The organism is Faecalicatena faecalis (assembly GCF_012524165.2).
In the GTDB taxonomy this organism is placed as follows: domain Bacteria; phylum Bacillota; class Clostridia; order Lachnospirales; family Lachnospiraceae; genus Faecalicatena_A; species Faecalicatena_A faecalis.
This window is the reverse complement of record NZ_JABACJ020000006.1, coordinates 117,642-137,021: the sequence shown is the minus strand read 5'-3', so window position 1 is coordinate 137,021 and position 19,380 is coordinate 117,642. Positions and strand designations below refer to the sequence as shown.

At 45.9% G+C, this 19,380-nt stretch carries 17 protein-coding genes and 1 pseudogene; 3 read left to right on the top strand and 15 right to left on the bottom strand.

Annotation, left to right across the window (positions count from 1 at the left end):
- The 5 genes and pseudogenes from atpA to HGO97_RS08675 all read right to left on the bottom strand — a co-directional run.
- Positions 1–1,509 carry a F0F1 ATP synthase subunit alpha gene (gene atpA / locus HGO97_RS08695; protein ID WP_216240911.1) on the bottom strand — a complete coding sequence of 503 codons (1,509 nt, stop codon included), beginning with the start codon at positions 1,507–1,509 and terminating at the stop codon, positions 1–3.
- A 5-nt stretch (positions 1,510–1,514) separates the two neighbouring features.
- The gene (gene atpH / locus HGO97_RS08690) at positions 1,515–2,120 is read right to left on the bottom strand and encodes an ATP synthase F1 subunit delta (protein WP_246597368.1); all 606 of its coding nucleotides are present in this window, start codon (positions 2,118–2,120) and stop codon (positions 1,515–1,517) included.
- A complete protein-coding gene (atpF, locus tag HGO97_RS08685; protein ID WP_216240910.1) occupies positions 2,098–2,601 on the bottom strand; it encodes a F0F1 ATP synthase subunit B in 504 nt (167 codons plus the stop codon). Before atpF ends, atpH begins: the two co-directional genes overlap by 23 nt.
- A 33-nt stretch (positions 2,602–2,634) precedes the next feature.
- Positions 2,635–2,859, bottom strand: coding sequence for an ATP synthase F0 subunit C (gene atpE, locus HGO97_RS08680; protein WP_109732527.1), 225 nt, complete (start codon positions 2,857–2,859; stop codon positions 2,635–2,637).
- A gap of 126 nt (positions 2,860–2,985) precedes the next feature.
- A pseudogene (locus HGO97_RS08675) lies at positions 2,986–3,648 on the bottom strand (F0F1 ATP synthase subunit A); the annotation flags it as partial.
- Between the two features lie 749 nt (positions 3,649–4,397).
- On the opposite strand from HGO97_RS08675, the gene HGO97_RS08670 reads away from it, so the two are divergent.
- Complete coding sequence (locus HGO97_RS08670) at positions 4,398–5,081, top strand: TMEM164 family acyltransferase (RefSeq protein WP_216240909.1); 684 nt, start codon at positions 4,398–4,400, stop codon at positions 5,079–5,081.
- 99 nt (positions 5,082–5,180) lie between these two features.
- Here HGO97_RS08670 and HGO97_RS08665 read toward each other — a convergent pair whose 3' ends face one another.
- Entirely contained in the window at positions 5,181–6,077 is an 897-nt protein-coding gene (locus tag HGO97_RS08665) for a hypothetical protein (RefSeq protein WP_216240908.1), read from the bottom strand.
- A 170-nt stretch (positions 6,078–6,247) separates the two neighbouring features.
- Here HGO97_RS08665 and HGO97_RS08660 point away from each other — a divergent pair, with 170 nt between their 5' ends.
- Positions 6,248–6,955 (top strand): FadR/GntR family transcriptional regulator, encoded by a 708-nt coding sequence (locus HGO97_RS08660; RefSeq protein ID WP_216240907.1) that lies wholly within the window; start codon positions 6,248–6,250, stop codon positions 6,953–6,955.
- Between the two features lie 62 nt (positions 6,956–7,017).
- On the opposite strand, the gene HGO97_RS08655 is transcribed toward HGO97_RS08660, so the two are convergent.
- The 7 genes from HGO97_RS08655 to HGO97_RS08625 form a co-directional block, all read right to left on the bottom strand.
- Entirely contained in the window at positions 7,018–8,058 is a 1,041-nt protein-coding gene (locus HGO97_RS08655; RefSeq protein WP_216240906.1) for a DUF5692 family protein, read from the bottom strand.
- A gap of 13 nt (positions 8,059–8,071) precedes the next feature.
- Positions 8,072–8,416, bottom strand: a complete 345-nt coding sequence (locus HGO97_RS08650) for a hydrogenase maturation nickel metallochaperone HypA (protein WP_216240905.1) — start codon at positions 8,414–8,416, stop codon at positions 8,072–8,074.
- 6 nt (positions 8,417–8,422) lie between these two features.
- A complete protein-coding gene (locus HGO97_RS08645) occupies positions 8,423–11,125 on the bottom strand; it encodes an FAD-dependent oxidoreductase (protein ID WP_216240988.1) in 2,703 nt (900 codons plus the stop codon).
- 91 nt (positions 11,126–11,216) lie between these two features.
- Positions 11,217–11,885 (bottom strand): hydrogenase nickel incorporation protein HypB, encoded by a 669-nt coding sequence (hypB, locus tag HGO97_RS08640; RefSeq protein ID WP_216240904.1) that lies wholly within the window; start codon positions 11,883–11,885, stop codon positions 11,217–11,219.
- 304 nt (positions 11,886–12,189) lie between these two features.
- Positions 12,190–12,813, bottom strand: coding sequence for a DapH/DapD/GlmU-related protein (locus HGO97_RS08635; protein ID WP_216240903.1), 624 nt, complete (start codon positions 12,811–12,813; stop codon positions 12,190–12,192).
- 15 nt (positions 12,814–12,828) lie between these two features.
- Positions 12,829–14,196: an MATE family efflux transporter gene (locus HGO97_RS08630; protein WP_216240902.1), complete on the bottom strand. Its 1,368-nt coding sequence runs from the start codon at positions 14,194–14,196 to the stop codon at positions 12,829–12,831.
- Positions 14,193–15,035 carry a histidinol-phosphatase HisJ family protein gene (locus HGO97_RS08625; protein WP_216240901.1) on the bottom strand — a complete coding sequence of 281 codons (843 nt, stop codon included), beginning with the start codon at positions 15,033–15,035 and terminating at the stop codon, positions 14,193–14,195. Before HGO97_RS08625 ends, HGO97_RS08630 begins: the two co-directional genes overlap by 4 nt.
- A 159-nt stretch (positions 15,036–15,194) precedes the next feature.
- Between HGO97_RS08625 and HGO97_RS08620 the strand changes: the two genes are divergently transcribed.
- Entirely contained in the window at positions 15,195–16,091 is an 897-nt protein-coding gene (locus HGO97_RS08620) for an AraC family transcriptional regulator (RefSeq protein ID WP_216240900.1), read from the top strand.
- 76 nt (positions 16,092–16,167) lie between these two features.
- Here HGO97_RS08620 and HGO97_RS08615 read toward each other — a convergent pair whose 3' ends face one another.
- A complete protein-coding gene (locus HGO97_RS08615) occupies positions 16,168–18,609 on the bottom strand; it encodes an ABC transporter permease (protein ID WP_216240899.1) in 2,442 nt (813 codons plus the stop codon).
- Positions 18,606–19,286 carry an ABC transporter ATP-binding protein gene (locus HGO97_RS08610; protein ID WP_216240898.1) on the bottom strand — a complete coding sequence of 227 codons (681 nt, stop codon included), beginning with the start codon at positions 19,284–19,286 and terminating at the stop codon, positions 18,606–18,608. The genes HGO97_RS08615 and HGO97_RS08610 overlap by 4 nt, the downstream gene beginning before the upstream one ends.
- Positions 19,287–19,380 lie beyond the last annotated feature (94 nt).

The window sequence follows — 19,380 nt, the reverse complement described above, 5'->3', positions numbered from 1 at the left end:
TTAACACCTGCTCTTCTTGAATTCCTTCGCTGTCTCCACAATCTTTTCAATCAGCTCATCGGTAAGGGCCTGTTTCTCTTCGATCTCCTGACCGATTTCTGGATATTGCGTATCAAAATAACTCAGCATATCAGCCTGGAATTTCTTGATCTGCTTCTTTTCTATACCAAGCAGCACCTTGTGGGTTGCCACCAGAAGGGTAATGACCTTATCATGCAGACTCAAAGGCTGACATAATGGCTGCTTTAACAGCTCCATCAGTCCGCCGCCGTATTCCAACTGCTCCTTTGTGGCAGCATCCAGATCAGAACTGAACTGCGTGAACACTTCCATCTCTCTATATTGTGCCAGGTCGATTCGAATACTTCCTGATGCCTTCTTCATAGCCTTTGTCTGAGCCGCACCACCAACACGGGATACAGACAGACCGACATTGACCGCCGGCCTCATTCCTGAGAAGAACAAGTCACTTTCCAGGAAAATCTGACCATCTGTAATAGAAATTACATTGGTCGGTATGTAGGCAGATACGTCTCCTGCCTGGGTCTCAATAATCGGAAGTGCTGTAATGGAACCTCCGCCAAGTGCGTCGCTCAGACGGCTGGAACGTTCCAGAAGTCTGGAATGCAGGTAGAAAACGTCTCCCGGATAAGCCTCACGTCCCGGAGAACGTCCGAGCAGCAGGGACAATGCACGGTATGCGACCGCATGCTTGGATAAATCATCGTAAACGATCAGGACATCTTTTCCCTGATGCATAAAATGCTCTGCCATCGCAGTTCCTGCATAAGGTGCGATGTACTGCAGCGGCGCGCAGTCACTTGCTGTTGAGGAAACAACGATCGTGTAATCCATTGCACCATTCGTAGTCAGGGTATTCACGACCTTGGCTACCGTAGACGCCTTCTGTCCGACTGCTACATAGATACAGATAACATCCTTCCCCTTCTGATTGATAATCGTGTCCAAAGCAATGGAAGTCTTTCCTGTCTGCCGGTCCCCGATGATCAACTCTCTTTGTCCGCGTCCGATCGGGAACATGGCGTCGATGGAGAGGATTCCCGTCTCCAGCGGAACACTGACTGACTTTCTGTCTATAATTCCAGGCGCCTCCTGCTCGATCGGCCTGTAGTCATCGGCTTCGATTTCCCCCTTGCCGTCGATAGGGGCTCCCAGTGAATTAACAACTCTTCCTATATATTTATCTCCGACCGGAACACCAGCCTTCTTCCCTGTGCGGGTCACTTTTGTGCCTTCCTTGATTTCAGTGTCGTGTCCAAAAAGGATACATCCGATGGAATCCTTCTGGATGTCCTGGACCATCGCCTTTAATCCGTTCTCAAAAGTCACAATCTCCCCGTACATGGCGTGATCAATTCCATAAACAGTCGCAATACCGTCACCTACAGCGATGACTGTACCAATTTCACTGTCTTTGCTGATTGTATCAAAATTCTCTATTTCATTCTTCAGAATAGAAATAATTTCATCTGAATTGATTGAACTCACCTTGTTCACCTCCAGGTCAATTTTTGTTCTAATCTATTCAGGCGTCCTTTCAGGCTCCAGTCATACTCATCACTGCCGGCATGTAATACAAAGCCTCCCAGCAGAGTCTGATCCGTCCTGATCTCAATATCAGCCTTAACGGCATCATATTTTTTACAAAGAAACGCCTTCATTTCTTTTAGCTGTACCTCACTTGGAGGTTCTACACAAGTCAGTACTGCGTTCAGAATATGCTCCTGTTCATCACAGTATCTGTCATAGGCTGCAAAAATATCATCCATCAGATCCATCCTCTGATATCTGCACGCCACCTTCAGGAAATTCCGAATCTCCTCCGGGAAAACCTGATCTATCACTCTTTGTTTCTGGTCCGTCTGGATGGTCGGATTTACGAACACATCATGTAACTGTGGGACCTCTGTAAATATATCCCTTGCTTTCTGTATGGCTTCTTTGGAAATATTCAGCTCATACAACACCTTTGCGTACCTTGTACTGCAGCTTATGCTGCCGACCTGCCCGTAAGGGCATGTATTACGGGATGCCCTCTGGGTATATTTGACTGCCGCCTGCGGGCAGTACTGGCTGTTAGTGTCTGTCTGTGTCATCATGAGCATCACCTACTTCTTCCAGAAACTGATTATATATGTCCTGATTTCCTTGATTCTCTGTCTTTTCGCTTACAATCTTAGCAGCCGCTGTCATAGCAAGTCCTGCAATCTCTGACTGCAGTGCCTTCATCGTCTGCTCCCGTTCCAACTGAATATTCGCCTTAGCCGAATCCAGCATACTTCCTGCCTTATCGCCCGCTTCCTTCACGATGCGTTCATACTCAGCTTTTGCCTGTACCTGCGCCTTTTCCACAATCTTCACAGATTCTTCCCTGGCACCTGTAAGCGCTGCCTCATACTCACTTTTCAGCCTGGCAGCCTCTTCTTTTGCGCTGCTCGCCTCATTTAAGCCGTCCGCGATCAGTTTTTCGCGCTTTTCCATCACATCGGTTACCGGTTTGATTAAAAACTTTTTCAACAAAAGATAAAGAACAACAAGGTTTATGATGGTAAAGAGAAGGTTCACATTTAATTGCAGCACCTGTCCCACCTGCCTTTCCTGTTATATGTCCTATTATTTCAAAAGTAAGATAATCAATAAACCGATGATGAAACCATAAATAGCTGTTGCCTCAGCAAGTGCACATCCAAGGATCAGAGTCTTGCTGATCTTGCTCTCAGCCTCCGGCTGTCTTGCGATTGCGTCTGCTGCCTTACCTGTTGCAATACCAATACCGATACCTGCTCCAACACCTGTTAAAACCGCGATTCCTGCCCCAATTGCTATAATTGTTCCCATAATACAAATCTCCTTTTTCTTCAAAATTTAGAAATTTTTGATTTACCCTGTAAATCATCCTGTAAAAAACTGTCTGGCTGACTTCTTCTTTTTCGTTTTCCGAAATATGTAACGTGACCTGACACGCTACTCCTGTTCCTCATTCATAAACAGTGCCGTCAAAAATACAAACACATATGCCTGCAGTAACCCGTCAAAAATGTCAAAATAGAAACTGAACGGTATCGGCACTAAGACCGGAACAATGGCCTTCAAAAGTTCCATGATAACAAATGCTCCCAGCACGTTACCAAATAACCGCATACAAAGAGACAGCGGACGGATAATAATCTCCAGAACCATGATCGGTGCAACCACTGGTACAGGCTCGGCAAAGTGTTTCATCCAATGCTTGACTCCATTTTTATGTATGCCTGAATATTCAATCAGGAACATGCTCATAATCGCGAGCGCTGCTGTCACATTCAAATCCTTTGTCGGCGGTTTGAATCCGAACAGACTGATAATATTGGAAACACCAAGATAGAGAATAATCGTAATAAGATAAGGTATGTACCTTTTATTCTCTTTTCCTATGATGCCCTCGAAGAAGTCAGAAGCCCATCCAATCGCCGACTCCAGTACAAGCTGCTTCTTCCCCGGATTCTCGACCTTAAGATTCCGCACGAAGATGATAGACAACCCTACAAGCACGGCCATGATCACCCATGTCACGACGACCGATTCCGCCACGCCAATTCCGCCGAATATCGGAATCGTGAACACAGTTTCACAATTCAGCTCCTCTAGTAACTTCTCTGTTAAACTTCCCGTATCGCTCCCTCCCTTTCTTAATGAAGCGGACTTTCACGATCCACTCCGTTCTTTGCCCTTGAATACAGAGTTATTCCAACTTTCTGCATTCCTTCCACGCCGGAAAACGAACTTCTGTGATACACTGTTTCTTGCATAAAAAAAGAACTTCTATCCTCGAAATTCCCTCTCCGCCGCGCACTTTTAAGATTGTTTCCTCTTAAAAGTTAAATAAAGATTACGCCCAATTTTTAGGTTTGTCAACGAAAAAAAATTGCAGCTATTTGTCGGCTCTATCCACATTTTTTTATCCATTATTTCTGTCTTTTAAATCTGCATTTTTATGATTTTTATATAATTTTAATCTTTCTTTTTCTTATTTTAATAAATTAGAAATACTTATAAAGGCATTTTATACAGTATCGCCCCTGTCAAACGCAATTCATTTCGTGATTATGCACACAATTATGTCTATATTTTAACAAGCATTATGGAAACTTTAGCAATTTCTGAATGGATTATCATCTTTTTCTACATTATAGTACCAATGTGTTTATTTTCTCATATGAATCGTATATAGAATCCAGAAAATTTATCTCTATTCTCATATTTACGTGCATTTTTCTAACACCTGATTTATAATCCACTTAAGCAGATCACATCAACAGAATATAAATAGATGGTCTTAGACCAATTGACTGCACAGTTCCTGATAATTTTCCAGAGTACATAAGCGGGATGATAATATGAAGAACGTAAGAAACAAAGAAAAAATAATCCGCAGACTAAATTTCTTTTTCCTCCTCTGTGGCTTTATCATGACTGGAAGTGAAATCTGGAAGCAGTGGTGCCTGACCTTTCATGTGAATGGAAGCTCCTATGATTGGTGGTATTTCCCGTTTCAGTTGTGCAGTATAGCAATGTATATTCTCCTGGCTCTTCCCTGGATAAAAAAGCAGTGTGTCCGCACTCTGTTTCTTTCCTTTCTTATGAATTACAGCCTGCTTGGAGGAATCGCCGTCTTTGCTGATACGAGCGGACTCCACTACCCCTTATTGCCTTTGACGATTCATTCCTATCTATGGCATATCCTGCTGATTATCATTGGGGTTACCGCTGGGGCTGCCTGCCTGATTGAAAATGATTTATCTGCACCTTCCTACCGAAACTTTAGAGACTGTACATTCCTCTATCTCGGCTGCTGTGGAATTGCCGCTGGAATTAATCAACTTTTCGGTTGCTATGGAACGATAAACATGTTCTATATTAATCCCGACTTTGAAATGCAGCAGATTGGGTTCACCAGGCTGGTCCCACTTATTGGAAATATACCAACCATTCTTGTTTATATCCTGGCAACCATACTGGGAGCAGCAATACTTTTCCACATCTGGCGACTGATTTCCTTCTGTTATCAACATTTTATATAGAAAAATTCCACAATATTATCCTTAAAAATATTCTTTCCCAAAATTGACAAACCCGTTTTTCATCCATCAGTCTCAATGGATAAAAAACGGGTCTTATCATTACTCTTTTTTCTCAAGATTCTCTTTTTCTTCCTGTGCCTCCACAATTTTCAGAAAATCCCGCTCTTCTTTTTTCTTACGTGGAACAAATCTTCTAACGACATTCCCTTTTCCCCTATTCTTTACATAGAAGAACCCAATCACAGAGAACACTACAGCGCCTATAAAATTGACCATAAGGTCCTTCATAGTATCAATCAGCCCTATATCCAGATATCCACCCAGACCAAGGTCCTTTCCCTGAACGACCACACTGGTAATGTGGTTGATGCTTGCCACATTATTCCCTCCGGCAGGGTCCAGCATAACGGAGCGAATCGTATGGATGATCGTATCCTTCTGCATATCAAATCCCAAAATCTGATCCATTCCGAATTCAAAGAATTCCCAGATCACGCCGATGGTCATGGAGAAACAGAATGCAACGATCGCAGTAAATAACGGCGACAGCTTAAAGACCATTCGCTCACTGCGGTTCAGCAGATCCACCATCGAAAATCCGATTGCCGCTGCAAGAAAGCCATTCAATGTATGCAGCACTGTATCCCAAAACGGAAAAACAATATAAAACTCCCTGATCTCTCCCAAAATCTCCGCCGCAAAAATAAACACAAGAATAATAATCTCCAGTGTCGTAGGCAGTTCAATCTTCATAGTCACCTGTACAAAGCTTGGAATTACCAACAAAAGCAGTGTCAGGATACAGAGGAATACATTTTCATAGTTTTTATTAAAAATCTGCAGAATCATCACAACAATGACCAGCAGGCGCAGGATAAAATATACCATAAATGAACTTTTGTGCTCCCGCAGCTCCATCCCAAGTGCTCTCCACATATTACGGAAACGTCTCTTCTCTCTTTTCTCGTTCTTATCTTTCTTTTCCTTTTTTTCCATCCAATCTCCATTCCTTATCTCAGTATGTTTCTTTTTACCTTTACATCATTATATGTAGAAACTCTGGATAAAGCAAGGCGAAACATTATTTGAAAAAACCTTTCTTTTCCCCTATAATAAATTTATAAACTGGTATATGGCCAGACCACAAATCAAAAAGGAGGTATTCCATGGAATTTCAAAAAATCAGTTCCCCCTCTCTTCGGGAACTTTTTGTAGATCAGTTAGAACATATGATACTATCAGGCAAGCTGAAAATCGGGGAAAAGCTGCCGCCGGAACGTCAGCTTGCGGAGATGATGCAGGTCAGCCGTGCGGTTGTGAACGGCGGAATCTCTGAGCTGGAGAAGAAGGGGTTCCTGATCGTAAAGCCACGAAGCGGCACCTATGTAGCGGACTACCGCCGCAAGGGAACGTTGGACACGCTGATGTCGATCATGAAGTACAACGGCGGACGCATCCGCAACGAAGAGATCCGCTCCATCTTCGAGGTCCGTATTGCGTTAGATACATTGGCCGCACAGCTCTGCATTGACCGGATCAGTGACGAGGAGGTCCAGGTTCTGTTAAAAATAATTGAGCAGATCCGGGATGCCAAGGACACACAAGAGGCAATCGAGGCTGCCTTCGAGTTCCAGCACGAATTCGCCCTGGCCTCACACAATACACTGCTGCCGCTGATCTTTCAGTCCTTCCGTGCCCCCATTTTCACCATGTGGGAGCGCTACTGTGATCTCTACGGAATCGAATCTCTCTATCATAGTAATTACAAGATGTGGACCTACATCCGCGACCGGGATACCAAGGGTGCCATCGAATGGATCAACTATTCTATGGGAGAATGCATCAGCGGAAGCCGACAGATATATTACGATTAGTTCCTATTGGCTCCAAAAAAGGTGTGCTCCCATTGGAAGCACACCCTCATTATTTTTTTCTATTATTTCTCAGCTCTTGCCATTGCAATCTGGAAGTCCTTCTGATCTGTAAAGATCTCGTTCTTATAAGGATTCTTCTTCTGCTCTTTAGAGCGCTTGATGATGAACGCCAGGCAGATTACATTTGCCGCAAGGGCAATGATTGCTATTACACCCTGCATGGTCGGATTGGCTGCCGTCGGCCTGGTAGCCGCATCCATAAATCCATCCGCATACAGTACCGGAATCGTCGCGAACCGGCTTGTATCCTGGAACATCGGGAATACCTGTGCGAACATGCACCACAGTGCCAGTGTATTGGCTCTGTTCTGAATCCAGCCGCCCTTGTTCCACAGTGCATTGGCAAATGTCGGAGCAAGTAAAAGTGCCAGTCCGCAGTACCATGCATGGGTCGGGAGATTGTTGTAAGTATATTCAAAGTTCCAGAGGTCGTATGCAATGATAAAGCACCATGTCATATCCGGCCACAGCATATCTTTTTTGTCCTTGGAGGAATAGATTCCCCACCATCCGGTCATACATAAGATGTTCAGAATTCCTGCAATACCGTTGACCCAGTTCCACCATCCGCCGTACAGCCATACATTTTCAGAGGACAGCCACCAGCGGTCTCCCTGAGATGCAAGTGCCATGAGCCCTCTGATACCGGACTCGAAATCACTGGCTACTGCGATCAGGATGTTGATTGCCACGATTACAAACGGGAACACCTTGAACCACTCTGTCTTTCCGATTTTCCACTTATACTTTAACATCATAAATCCGATACATCCGGCTGTTGCCGCATACAGCTTTGCGTAGTGGAACCAGCTGCTCATGTGGACGTAAGTCGGGTTATTCAGTGCCCAATCCGCGCCCATTGCAGCGCCCACATAGATTGCGATAAAGTAAACGGTCAGCGCCGCCGGTAGAATCAGAAAGCAGAAGATTCCGCCTTTCTTTGTACGTCTTGCCAATTCATTTGCAAGTATCAGACCTGCAAATACCAGGACCCATCCTAATAACTGCCAGCCGGCATTTTCCCCATAAATTTGAAATAGCATATGTTCACCCTCCTTAACATGCTTCTATTTCTTTCATATTAAACTCATTCCCTGTCACTAAATATGTATTGCCGCCAGAGCAGAACGGACAGGTCTTCCCATGCTCCAGTGTACTGTAAGTCTTATTGCAGTCTTCGCAGAATGTCACCGCCTTGATCGGCAGCGTACGAAGCTCGGCGCCTTTGAGAAGTTCGGACTTGTCGGATGCCCATTTCCAGCAGTCTTTCAGATAATCATCCAGAACCCCTGAGACTTCTCCGACCTCCAGTGTGACACTCGCCACCTGCGTCAGCTTATTTTCCCTGCCTATTTTCTCCAGACTGTCGATGATATGAAACACAATTCCCAGTTCATGCATGATTCTTTATTCCTTTCTGCCGAACTTGATCTTTAAGCCACGTTTTGCAGCATATGGCAGTATCGCTTTCATCTTATCCTCGGAGCGGCGCATCGTACTGCACTCAGGCAGATCCCTGTGAAGGTGGATTGCATCGAACTCACACTTTGTCGTGCAGACACCGCAGCCGATACATTTATTTTCATCTACGATGGAAGCTCCACAGCCCAGACAGCGTGCCGTCTCGATCTTGACCTGTTCCTCTGTGAATACCTTCTTCGGGTCCCGGAATGACTTATGCCTGTCAATGCTCTCATCCACTCCCGGAATCTGGCGGGAAGAATTATCATATTCCTCTAACTTGATATTCTCCTTATCCAGCTCGATGAACTGACGGCGGTTTCTTCCGATCGTCAGGCTGCTGTGCGGCTGTACAAAACGATGGATGGAGACTGCCGCCTCTTTTCCTGCCGCAATCGCATCGATTGCAAACTTCGGTCCTGTATAAACATCGCCGCCCACGAAAATATCCGGCTCTGCGGTCTGGTAAGTGAGCTGGTCAGCCACTGCTCCATTGCCCCTGCCAAGTTCCACCTTCGTGCCGTTCAGCAGACCGCCCCACTGGATACTCTGACCGATACTTAAGAACACTCTCTCACACGGAACTGTGATAGTCTCATTCTCATCATAAACCGGGGCAAACTTCTTTTCCTCATTGAATACGGACAGACACTTCTTGAATACGATGCCTGTTACTTTCCCGTTCTCTGTCAGAATCTCTTTCGGACCCCAGCCACAGTTGATGGTTACTGCATCTTCCTCTGCTTCGGCTACTTCTTCATCAGATGCAGGCATGATATCCCTGCTCTCCAGACAATACATGGAAACCTCGGATGCACCGCATCTTCCCGCTGTCCTTGCCACGTCGATGGCAACATTTCCGCCGCCGACTACCACTGTCCGGCCTTCCACTGGATAGTGCTCATCCTCTGCAGTTTTGTGCAGGAAGTCGACTGCTGTCATCACACCTTCTGCATCCTCGCCCGGGATTCCGGCTTTCCTTCCACCCTGGCAGCCGATTGCAATGTAAAATGCCTGATATCCCTCTGCACGCAGCTGATCTAATGTAATATCTTTTCCAACCTCAACGCCGCAACGGATCTCCACGCCCATCTGACGGATAATCTCGATCTCCGCATCCACCACTTCTTTTTCCAGTTTGAAGGACGGAATTCCGTAAACGAGCATACCGCCCGGCTTCTCATTTTTCTCAAATACCACCGGATGATATCCTTTTTCTGCCAGATAAAATGCACAGCTTAAGCCCGCGGGACCGCCGCCGATGATAGCAATCTTCTCGTCGAACAGTCTTCCCGTTGTCGGCGGGATAATCGGCGGAATGTAGCGGTTCTCAGCGTCCAGATCCTGACGTGCGATGAACTTCTTCACCTCATCGATGGCCACGGCCTGATCCACCGTTCCTCTGGTACAAGCATCCTCACAGCGGCGGTTGCAGATATGACCACAGACTGCCGGGAAAGGATTCTCTTTCTTAATCAACGCCAGAGCTTCTCTGTATTTGCCCTGTGCTGCCTTTTTCAGATATCCCTGCACCGCGATATGCGCCGGACAGGCTGTCTTGCAAGGAGCGGTTCCCGTATCATAGCAGTTGATCCGGTTGTTGTCCCGGTAATTCTCATCCCATTTCTCCGGTCCCCATTTCGTACGGTCCGGAAGCTCATGCTTTGGATAGGTGACAGGTCCATCTTTTGTACACAGCTTCTGCCCCAGTTTTACCGCACCTGCCGGGCAATACTCTACGCAGCGTCCACATGCCACGCAGTCTTCGGTCTCCACCTTCGCCACGTAAGCAGAACGTGACATATTCGGGGTGTTAAAAAGCTGGGAAGTCCGCAGCGCATAGCAGACATTCACGTTACAGTTACAGATTGCAAAGATCTTGTCTTTTCCGTCAATATTGGTAATCTGATGAACGAATCCGTTATCCTCCGCGCGCTTTAAGATATCCATGACCTCATCGTATGTAATATATCTTCCGCCCTTATTCGTCTCCACAACATAATCCGCCATATCGCCCACTGCAATACACCAGTCAGCCGGATCATCCGCACATCCCTCGTCAAATGTCTTCCTGGACATACGGCAGGAACACGGGCTTGCCGCATATTTTCCATCGTACTTTTTCAACCAGTGGGAAATGTGTTCGATGTCGATGGACTGATTCTCCATCTCGATTGCTTTCTCTACCGGTATGACATGCATACCGATGCCCGCACCTCCCGGCGGTACCATCGGTGTGACCTTCTCAAGCGGCAGCCTGGACATGTTCTCGAAAAACTTTCCAAGCTCAGGATGTTCTTCCAGCTGCTTCGCATTCATATTGGTAAACTCTGCACTTCCAGGCACAAACATCGGAAGGACGTACTGCTTCTCTCTTCTCGGGTTCTCCCAGTTATACTCCAGGATACCCACATTGCTCATCTCATCCAGAAGCTTCTGCAGTTCCTTCTCTTCCTTGCCCGTAGCTTTCAGAAGCTGTTCAAAAGTCATCGGCTTGCGCACCTTCATCTTTAACGCTACTTCGGCCATCTCATCCGTCACAACACAGGCGAGACCCCAATATTCAGGATCGTCTACTGTTACTTTGTGGCCGATTCTGTCTGTGACCATCTGGCCCAGTTTTAAAATCAGTTCCCTCTGCTCTGCCATATCTCTTTCCATTCCCTTTCTATTGCATTCCTCTTATGCTTTTGTTTCTGTTTTATGCCCTTATTCTTCTTGTGCTTTTCCTCTTATACGCTTATTCCTTCCACGCCTTGACTTCGCTTCTCAGCCAGTCAGCCCATTTATCCACGCCTTCCCCGGTGCGTGCACAGATTGGGATGATCTTCGCGTTCGGATTGCGCATCTTAATATTCTGTTCGCACTTCTCCATATCGAAATCAAAATATGGAAGTACATCGATCTTATTGATCAGCACCACATCGCAGATAGAAAACATCAACGGGTACTTCAGCGGTTTGTCATCCCCTTCCGGCACACTTAAGATCATGGCATTCTTCACTGCACCAGTGTCAAACTCTGCCGGGCAGACAAGATTCCCCACATTTTCCAGAATCGCCAGGTCTACATCTCCGGTCTCAAGCCCTTCCAGTCCCTGTGCCGTCATATCCGCATCCAGGTGGCACATGCCCCCGGTATGTAACTGAATCGCCTTCACGCCAAGGTCTGAGATTGTCCTCGCATCTACATCGGAGTCGATATCCGCCTCCATGACACCAATCTTCATCTCATCCTTCAACTGCTCGATCGTCCTTGAAAGTGTCGTTGTCTTACCTGATCCGGGAGAGGACATCAGGTTCAGAAGAAAGACCTTCTTTTCCTTTAATTCCTTCCTTAATTCCTCCGCTCTTTTGTCATTATCCGCAAAGACACTCTGCTTAATTTCAAGAACCCTGAATTTTTCCATTTTCTTGGCTCCTTTCTGGTTATACCAATTTCGTTATTTTTCTATCATTCTGTCTTCATTATAGTATCGCGCATATACTTTTGTCAATTTATAGCTTGATTTTTGGGAGTTTTGTATCATTTTGGAAGAGATTTTTGGGCAGTTTTTCCTGGAATTTTATTTTGGAATCTGGTATAACCAATTCCACTTTTAAAGAAAAAGCAGGGAAATTAGATCTTTGTAATACATAACACCAGATGCATATGAATACAGGAAGAGCTGCAATCAAAAAAGGACCCATTTCTGGTCCCTTTCACAAAGTTTCCTAATTCCGCAGCGCCTTTTCCTCAAGAAGGTCCTCCGGCTCAATCTTCCTGTCTTTATAATAATACACGGAATCCTTCTCCCCGATTGCCCGGATCACTTTACACGGATTTCCCGCCGCCACGGAATTCTCTGGGATATCATGAATGACGACACTGCCTGCACCAATGACACTGTTTTTGCCAATCGTAACCCCGGGACAGATGGTAACATTTGCCCCGATCCAGCAGTTATCCTCAATCTTGACCGGATCTGTATACATATATTCCCGCATACTCGGGTTGACTGGATGTCCTACTGTCGCAATTGTAACTGCAGGACCGAACATGACGCGCTCCCCGATCTGAATCAGGCCATCATCCACGAAATTGCAGTTCATATTGATGTAGGTCCCATCCCCTATTGTGATATGTGTCCCGTAGCAGAAATAAAAAGGCGGCTCAATCCAGGCTTTTGTCTCCCGCCCGAAAATTTCATTCTGCAGGGATATCCGCTTTTCCATCTCATCGGGTTCCAGACTGTTGAAAGCCTTCATCCGCTTCTTTGCGGCCAGCCGCTCTTCGGGCAGTCCTTCGCACTCGTCTGTAAATAACTTTCCCTGTATGATTCTTTCTCTCATTGTCATAATTTGTGTTCTCCTCTACTCTTTTATTGTCAGGTCTTTCAACCAGATATATTTTTTGTAATGTTGATAAACCGCCGGAAGTTTTACGATCTCATCCAGATTCACGATGAAATAAACAAGCAGCACGGGCCATTTTAACACAAATGCCGCAAGTAATCCGGCCGGAACCGTAAAGCACCAGAGCGTGACCGTATCGCACTTCAGACCAAATCTGGAATCACCCCCTGCGCAGAAGATACCGCCGATAGTCGTTCCGTTAACATACTTTCCTACCATATAGTAGGTGCACATGACAAGCATCCACTGTAGATATTGTTCCGCCTGCGGGGAGAGGTCTGTTACAGAAAGGACCAGAGGACTGAGTAAAAGCAGCAGTCCACCGGATACAATGCCATATTTGATTGAGATGCGGCACAGCCTGCCGCCATATGTCCGGGCTCTGTCTAGATTCCCCGCTCCAAGCTCATTTCCGACAAGAATGCTTCCGCCGTTGCCGATTCCAATTGCGAGGCTGGCAATCAGATTTTTCACAATATTGGCTATGGAATTCGCGGCGACTGCGTCCGTTCCCAGATGCCCCATAATAACGGAATACATCGTGAAGCCCCCGCCCCATACCAGTTCATTTCCTAGAACCGGAAGTGTGTAATGCCAGAAGTCTTTTCTCAGCCTCTGGTCCTGATTGATCAAGTAAGAAAACCGAATCTTGATCCGGTCCTTTTTCCCATGCTCCACCAGGACCCATGCCAGTTCGACCACCCGTGCAATCGCTGTGGCTGCTGCCGCTCCGGCCGCCTCCATGCGCGGCGCGCCGAACAGCCCATAGATGAGGACAGCGTTTAATATCAGATTTAAAAACGCCGTCACAGATCCGATCACCATACTTTTTGATGCCAGATCACTGTTCTTCATGATGCACAGATAGATCTGGGAGATTCCGCACAAAAGGTAGGTAATCCCTGCGATTCTCAAATACGCCGCCCCATACCCGATGAGTACAGGATCCGAGGTGAAAATCTTCATCAGCAGGCCGGGGCAGAACACTGCCGCCAGGAAGAAACCAGAGGAAACAAGCATGGAAATCCGCAGTACGATCGCCAGGATCTTCTCAATAGAATCCCGGTCTCCTTTCCCCCAGTACTGTGCGGCAAAAATGCTCGTTCCAATCGTCATCGCCGCAAGGAACAGGTTATAGACAAAGGTCACCTGGCTTGCAAGAGACACCGCAGAAAGCAGATCCTGCCCGATCACTCCGACCATCAGCGCATCCGAGGCACTGACGACCGCCAGCATGAACTGCTGGAATGTGATGGGAAGGACCAGTGCCAGCAGCTTTTTCCGAAACTCTTTCTGATCCACCTTTCCGTTCTCCTTCTCTCTCATAATGGTTCCTGCAGATCATGAAAGATTGGCTTCATTTTCTCAAATGTACAGTATTGTCTGAAGCCCAGTTCTCTTAGCAGCTTCATTGTTTCCCCGATATATGCCCCCAGGTGCGCTGCCTTGTGGCTGTCACTGCCGATGGTAATCACGCGGCCGCCCAGTTCACGGTACAGCTTTAAGATTTCTACGGAAGGGGTCGTATCTGCCAGACCATACCTGTGTGAAGACGTATTGACTTCGATTCCCTTACCGTCCGCTATCACTGTCTTCAAAATTTCCTCTACAATCGGCCGTACCCTTTCAAAAGGATAGATTCCAGCCTCATCATATCTTGTGATCAGGTCCATATGTCCAAGCACACTGTAATTTTTAAAATGTTTCACGACCTCCAGCATTTCCTCATAATATCTTTCATTATATTCCTGCTGCGTCTTTCCTCTCTGAAAATCCTGTGTCCACAATTCCTGGTCATCCACCTGATGTACAGACAAGATAATAAAATCAAAAGGATAACGCTGAAACAGTACTTCAAACTGGGAAATCGTATGCCTCTGTACTCCGAATTCCAGCCCTGGTTTTACCAGAATCCTATCACCGTACAACTGGTTCATCCGTTTGATTTCTTCCATATATCGGGGATAATCCACATTTGCATATGGCTCACCGTTCCGGTATCGGATCTCTTTTCCACAGTCCCAGTCTATTTTTATCCCATAATCCACATGGTCCGTGACACATATCTCTTCCAGTCCCATTTTTATGGCATCCTTTACTACATCCTCCATCGGATAGACAGAGTCGTCACTGAACTCCGTATGTACATGATAATCTGCAAACATCCTTCCTGCCTCCATTGACTCCTTATTGATATCAGATTATAATTATAGAATGTATTTTTTTATTTTTCTATCAGATACCTGCTAAATTATATAACAATCCTGCGCATTAACTTTTAGATAGATAACTTTTAGATGAAGTACTTTATATGGAGGCTCAGTATGAAAGATTTTAAAAATATGCCGATTTCTATGAAGTTAAATACGGATTACTCGGAGAAAGTACAATATGACCATACGGATTATCCTATCTATATCCGCAGAGATCTTCTTTCCCACTACCCGAACTTCACCGCGCCGAACCACTGGCACGCTGATATTGAGATGATTGCTGTCATATCCGGGGAAATGAAGTACAATGTGAACGGGAAAAAACTGCTCCTGAAAAGCGGTGAGGGGATTTTCGTGAATGCAGAACAAATGCATTATGGATATTCAGATACAGGGACAGAATGTGATTTTATATGCATCCTGCTCCATCCCATGCTGCTTTGTTCCTCACTTTCCTATGAGCAGGACTTCATCCTTCCACTGATCAGAAACAGCCGGATGCCATTTGTGCTGCTTCATTCTGAAACGTCCTGGCAGCGTGAGATATATGACCAGATTCGGTTCCTCTATGAAAAGAGAGACACCAGGACAGCACCTTTAAGAATATTGTCATCATTTTCCAACATCTGGCTGCTTCTTTATGAGAATATGCCCGCAGATGATAGCCAGGATACCCGGCAGGACCGCGATCTGACGATCACAAAAGATATGGTTGGCTTTATCCAGAAAAACTATACCCGGAAACTGTCGCTTGCAGACATCTCCGCCTCCGGCTCTGTCGGACAGAGTAAATGCTGCCGGCTGTTTTCCAGATACTTCTCGCAGACGCCTACGATGTATCTGAATCAGTACCGGCTGAATAAAAGTATTGAACTGCTGCGCAACACAGATCTGATGATTACCGAGATTGCACTCTCCGTCGGGTTCGGTGGTGCGAGCTACTTTGCAGAGACTTTTCGGAAGTGGGCGGGGATGAGCCCTACAAAATTTCGGAAAAAGCTTCTGTGAAACAGAAAAAGCCGACAGATGTCTCCCCTCTCTGCCGGCTTCTCCCTCAATCTTCTCTTATTTTCATTCCGTCTTTCTACCTCAGTCTCTCCACCAGTGCCTCCTTCTGGAATCCCTTTATCATCACCGTGGACACGACCACAGGTACGATCGCGGTGACCACCGCATATGCCAGGAACAGAATCCCCGGGAAGTGAAAGTGCATATATTCGACGCCGAAATATTGTAGAATCCTGACCATCACATATCCTGCTGTCGTTCCGAACACCAGCGTTATGACCAGATTTCCGGCCGTCAGCATCAGCCCTTCTATCTGAATCATATGGGACAACTGCTTTGTCGTCATACCAACGGACTGCAGCATGGCGAATTCGCGCTTTCTTGTCAAAATATTTGTAATCAGCGTATTCAGCATGTTTAAGAGACTGAATGCGACGATGAAAATGCTGAGTCCGAGCATGACTGAAAAAAGAATGGTAAACTGATTTTCGGTCATGGCCTCGTTTTCCTTTAATGTTGACATCGTCAAAGAAGGATATTCTTCCAGAATCTGATTCAATCCTTTTTCAATCTGTTTCTCTTTCTCCCGGTCCGTCTTCACAACCACCTGGCTGTTCAGATTCATTCCCTTTGTCATCTGCGCCAGTTTTTCTTCTGGCAGGACAAAGTCTCCATACTGATTACTGTACTTTATATACTTATCCGTATCCAGAATTCCTGCAACTGTAAATTCCTCCTCGCACTCCTTCTGTCCATCGTACCAGCTAAGTCTGATTCTATCTCCAATCTGATATTTCCACCCATATATCTCCTCATTTAAATCATTATGAGTAATCAGAAGGGTGTCTTCTTTCATCATAGCATCATAATCGGCCTGGCCGGATTCCAGCATGGTTTTTAACTTAGCTTCCTCTTCCGGTCCGAATGCCACCATGCTATCGTCACTGTTATCACCATGTGCCTCCCATTTTATCAACGCTTCCCGGTATACACTTGTCTTTTCCACTCCATCAATAGATTCGACTTTTTCCAGGAACTCCTCATTGATGGCATTATTGATCTGCAGATCCGTTATCCCATGTTCTGCCGTCTCAGCCATATTATAAGAAAGATCTATAACAAACTCCCCATGTTGGAACGGGCCCTGTCTGGCATATTCCTCCAGACTTGTGGAAGTGCAAAAGAATGCTGCCAGCATAAATAAGACTCCGCCGACTCCCAGTGAAATCATGGTCAATGCTGCCTTCTTCCGGTTCCGGCTGCGGTTCATCAATGCCAGATGAAGCGGCGTGATCTTTCGATAAAGCTTATTACTTTCCTTTACATCCACGCCTGAATACCGGCTTGCCTCCACAGGTGAGACTGAGGATGCAATCACCGCTGGTTTGCGTACAGAAATCAGAACGGTAATGATATCCGCCGCGGTGACAGCAAGACCTATCAGCAATGTATTCACCCAGCTCCATCCGCCCGGCTTGAGCAGATAGCCGATGAGACCACCGACCAACAGGCCTGCTGGAATACCAATACTACATAAAGCCAGCCCTTCATAGCGTACCATTCTGCGAATCTGCCGTTTTGTCATACCTATTGTACGTAACTGGCCAAATTGCTGGATTCTCCCGACCACAGCAAGATAAAATACACTATAGATTACGAGTACACTTACGAACAAGATTCCGATTCCCACACCGATAATCATCAGGTTCTGCTGTACCTGTCTTTTACCTCCAGACAAAGTGTCCAGAAAATAATTGTTCTCGTTTACATTTTTCCTTTCTATCCCATAATCAGAAGCTATGGTACGAATCTCCTCCAGAAAAGCGGTCTGGCTCATCTTGTTGGCACCGTGAATTCGGACGATTCCGTCATAGGATATATCTCTTAACTGTGCTCCCTTTTCCCCATATTCTTCTGAAAGAACAATACTAAAATATTTCGACTCTCCATCCTGATGAAAGATTCCTGATATCACAAATTCCTCGGTCGTACCGTCCAGGAAGGTAAATGATACTTTTTCTCCTGGTTCCCCCTGTATACCCAGGAATTTACAGAAGGCATCGGATATCGTGACCTCGTCGATCTTCTCTGGCACTGTCCCTTTGACTGGTTCTATCGTACTGATCTGCACGTCTTCTGACTTGGATGGAGAACTGTCATAACATATGGGCTGGAGCAGCCTTCCATCTACTTCCACGCTCTTTCCCCGCTTCATCCCCAGCACATATTCCGTTCTTTCGTCCTGTGCGAGCTCTTTGATCTGCTCTTTGTCCAGGCCATAGTATACGACATGCTGCATCTTGGACACCTGGCGGAAATTTTCTGTATCCAGCTCTGCATAGAACAGGGCCATGACCATCAGAAGGCTGACAGATAGAATGATGGTCAGAACGATGAAAATATTACGCATCCTGCTGCTTTTCACACTGTTGACAGCCAGTTTCCAGATGGATTTCCCATTATTATTAGAGCTTACCTTCTCTGCCCTCTTTGGTTTCTGTCCTGATGACTTACTCATGAATTCCACCTGCTTTCCCTGATTTTTCCATCCTCAATACGGATGGTCCTGTCAGCAAGCTGTGCGATTTCTACATTATGTGTAATCATCACCACGGTCTGATGAAACTGTCTGCTTGTCATTTTAATCAGTCCGAGCACATCCTGACTGGTCCTGGAATCCAGGTTTCCCGTTGGTTCATCGGCTAAAATAATCGCTGGCTTTGCAGCAAGTGCCCTTGCGATCGCAACTCTCTGCTGCTGCCCTCCCGAGAGGTTCAGAGGCATCTCCTTTAACCTTTCCTCCAGGCCAAGCAGAGAAATGATTTTTTTCAGATAGCTCTGATCTGGTATTTCTCCATCCAGTGAAGTCGGCAGCACGATATTTTCATAGACATTTAACATTGGAATCAGATTATAGTTCTGAAATACAAATCCAATTCTCCTGCGCCGGAAAATAGTGAGCTGCTCATCATCCATCCCGGACAGCTCCTTATCCGCAACGATGACCTTTCCGTCCGTTGGAACATCCAGGCCACCCATCATATTCAAAAGGGTAGACTTTCCGCTGCCCGACGTACCTACAATTGCGACAAATTCTCCCTCTTCTATTTCCAGTGACACACCATCCAGCGCACGAACAATATTAGGCTCTTTCCCATAATACTTTCTAAGATTTTCTGTTTTCAGTATACTCATGCCACACTCTCCTTTTCCTATTCTTCCTGATTTTGTTCTTTCCTTGTTCTGAAAACAGGATAACAGGGAAATGTTTCAAAATCCTCTCGAAAAA

Coding starts and splice junctions, on each gene's coding strand:
- HGO97_RS08635 (WP_216240903.1), bottom strand. CDS start 12,813: ATGACAATGAGAGAAAGAATCATACAGGGAAAGTTATTTACAGACGAG.
- HGO97_RS08645 (WP_216240988.1), bottom strand. CDS start 11,125: ATGGCAGAGCAGAGGGAACTGATTTTAAAACTGGGCCAGATGGTCACA.
- HGO97_RS08660 (WP_216240907.1), top strand. CDS start 6,248: ATGGAATTTCAAAAAATCAGTTCCCCCTCTCTTCGGGAACTTTTTGTA.
- HGO97_RS08615 (WP_216240899.1), bottom strand. CDS start 18,609: ATGAGTAAGTCATCAGGACAGAAACCAAAGAGGGCAGAGAAGGTAAGC.
- atpH (WP_246597368.1), bottom strand. CDS start 2,120: ATGATGACACAGACAGACACTAACAGCCAGTACTGCCCGCAGGCGGCA.
- HGO97_RS08655 (WP_216240906.1), bottom strand. CDS start 8,058: ATGCTATTTCAAATTTATGGGGAAAATGCCGGCTGGCAGTTATTAGGA.
- HGO97_RS08610 (WP_216240898.1), bottom strand. CDS start 19,286: ATGAGTATACTGAAAACAGAAAATCTTAGAAAGTATTATGGGAAAGAG.
- HGO97_RS08620 (WP_216240900.1), top strand. CDS start 15,195: ATGAAAGATTTTAAAAATATGCCGATTTCTATGAAGTTAAATACGGAT.
- HGO97_RS08625 (WP_216240901.1), bottom strand. CDS start 15,035: ATGTTTGCAGATTATCATGTACATACGGAGTTCAGTGACGACTCTGTC.
- HGO97_RS08630 (WP_216240902.1), bottom strand. CDS start 14,196: ATGAGAGAGAAGGAGAACGGAAAGGTGGATCAGAAAGAGTTTCGGAAA.
- HGO97_RS08650 (WP_216240905.1), bottom strand. CDS start 8,416: ATGCATGAACTGGGAATTGTGTTTCATATCATCGACAGTCTGGAGAAA.
- HGO97_RS08665 (WP_216240908.1), bottom strand. CDS start 6,077: ATGGAAAAAAAGGAAAAGAAAGATAAGAACGAGAAAAGAGAGAAGAGA.
- atpE (WP_109732527.1), bottom strand. CDS start 2,859: ATGGGAACAATTATAGCAATTGGGGCAGGAATCGCGGTTTTAACAGGT.
- HGO97_RS08670 (WP_216240909.1), top strand. CDS start 4,398: ATGAAGAACGTAAGAAACAAAGAAAAAATAATCCGCAGACTAAATTTC.
- hypB (WP_216240904.1), bottom strand. CDS start 11,885: ATGGAAAAATTCAGGGTTCTTGAAATTAAGCAGAGTGTCTTTGCGGAT.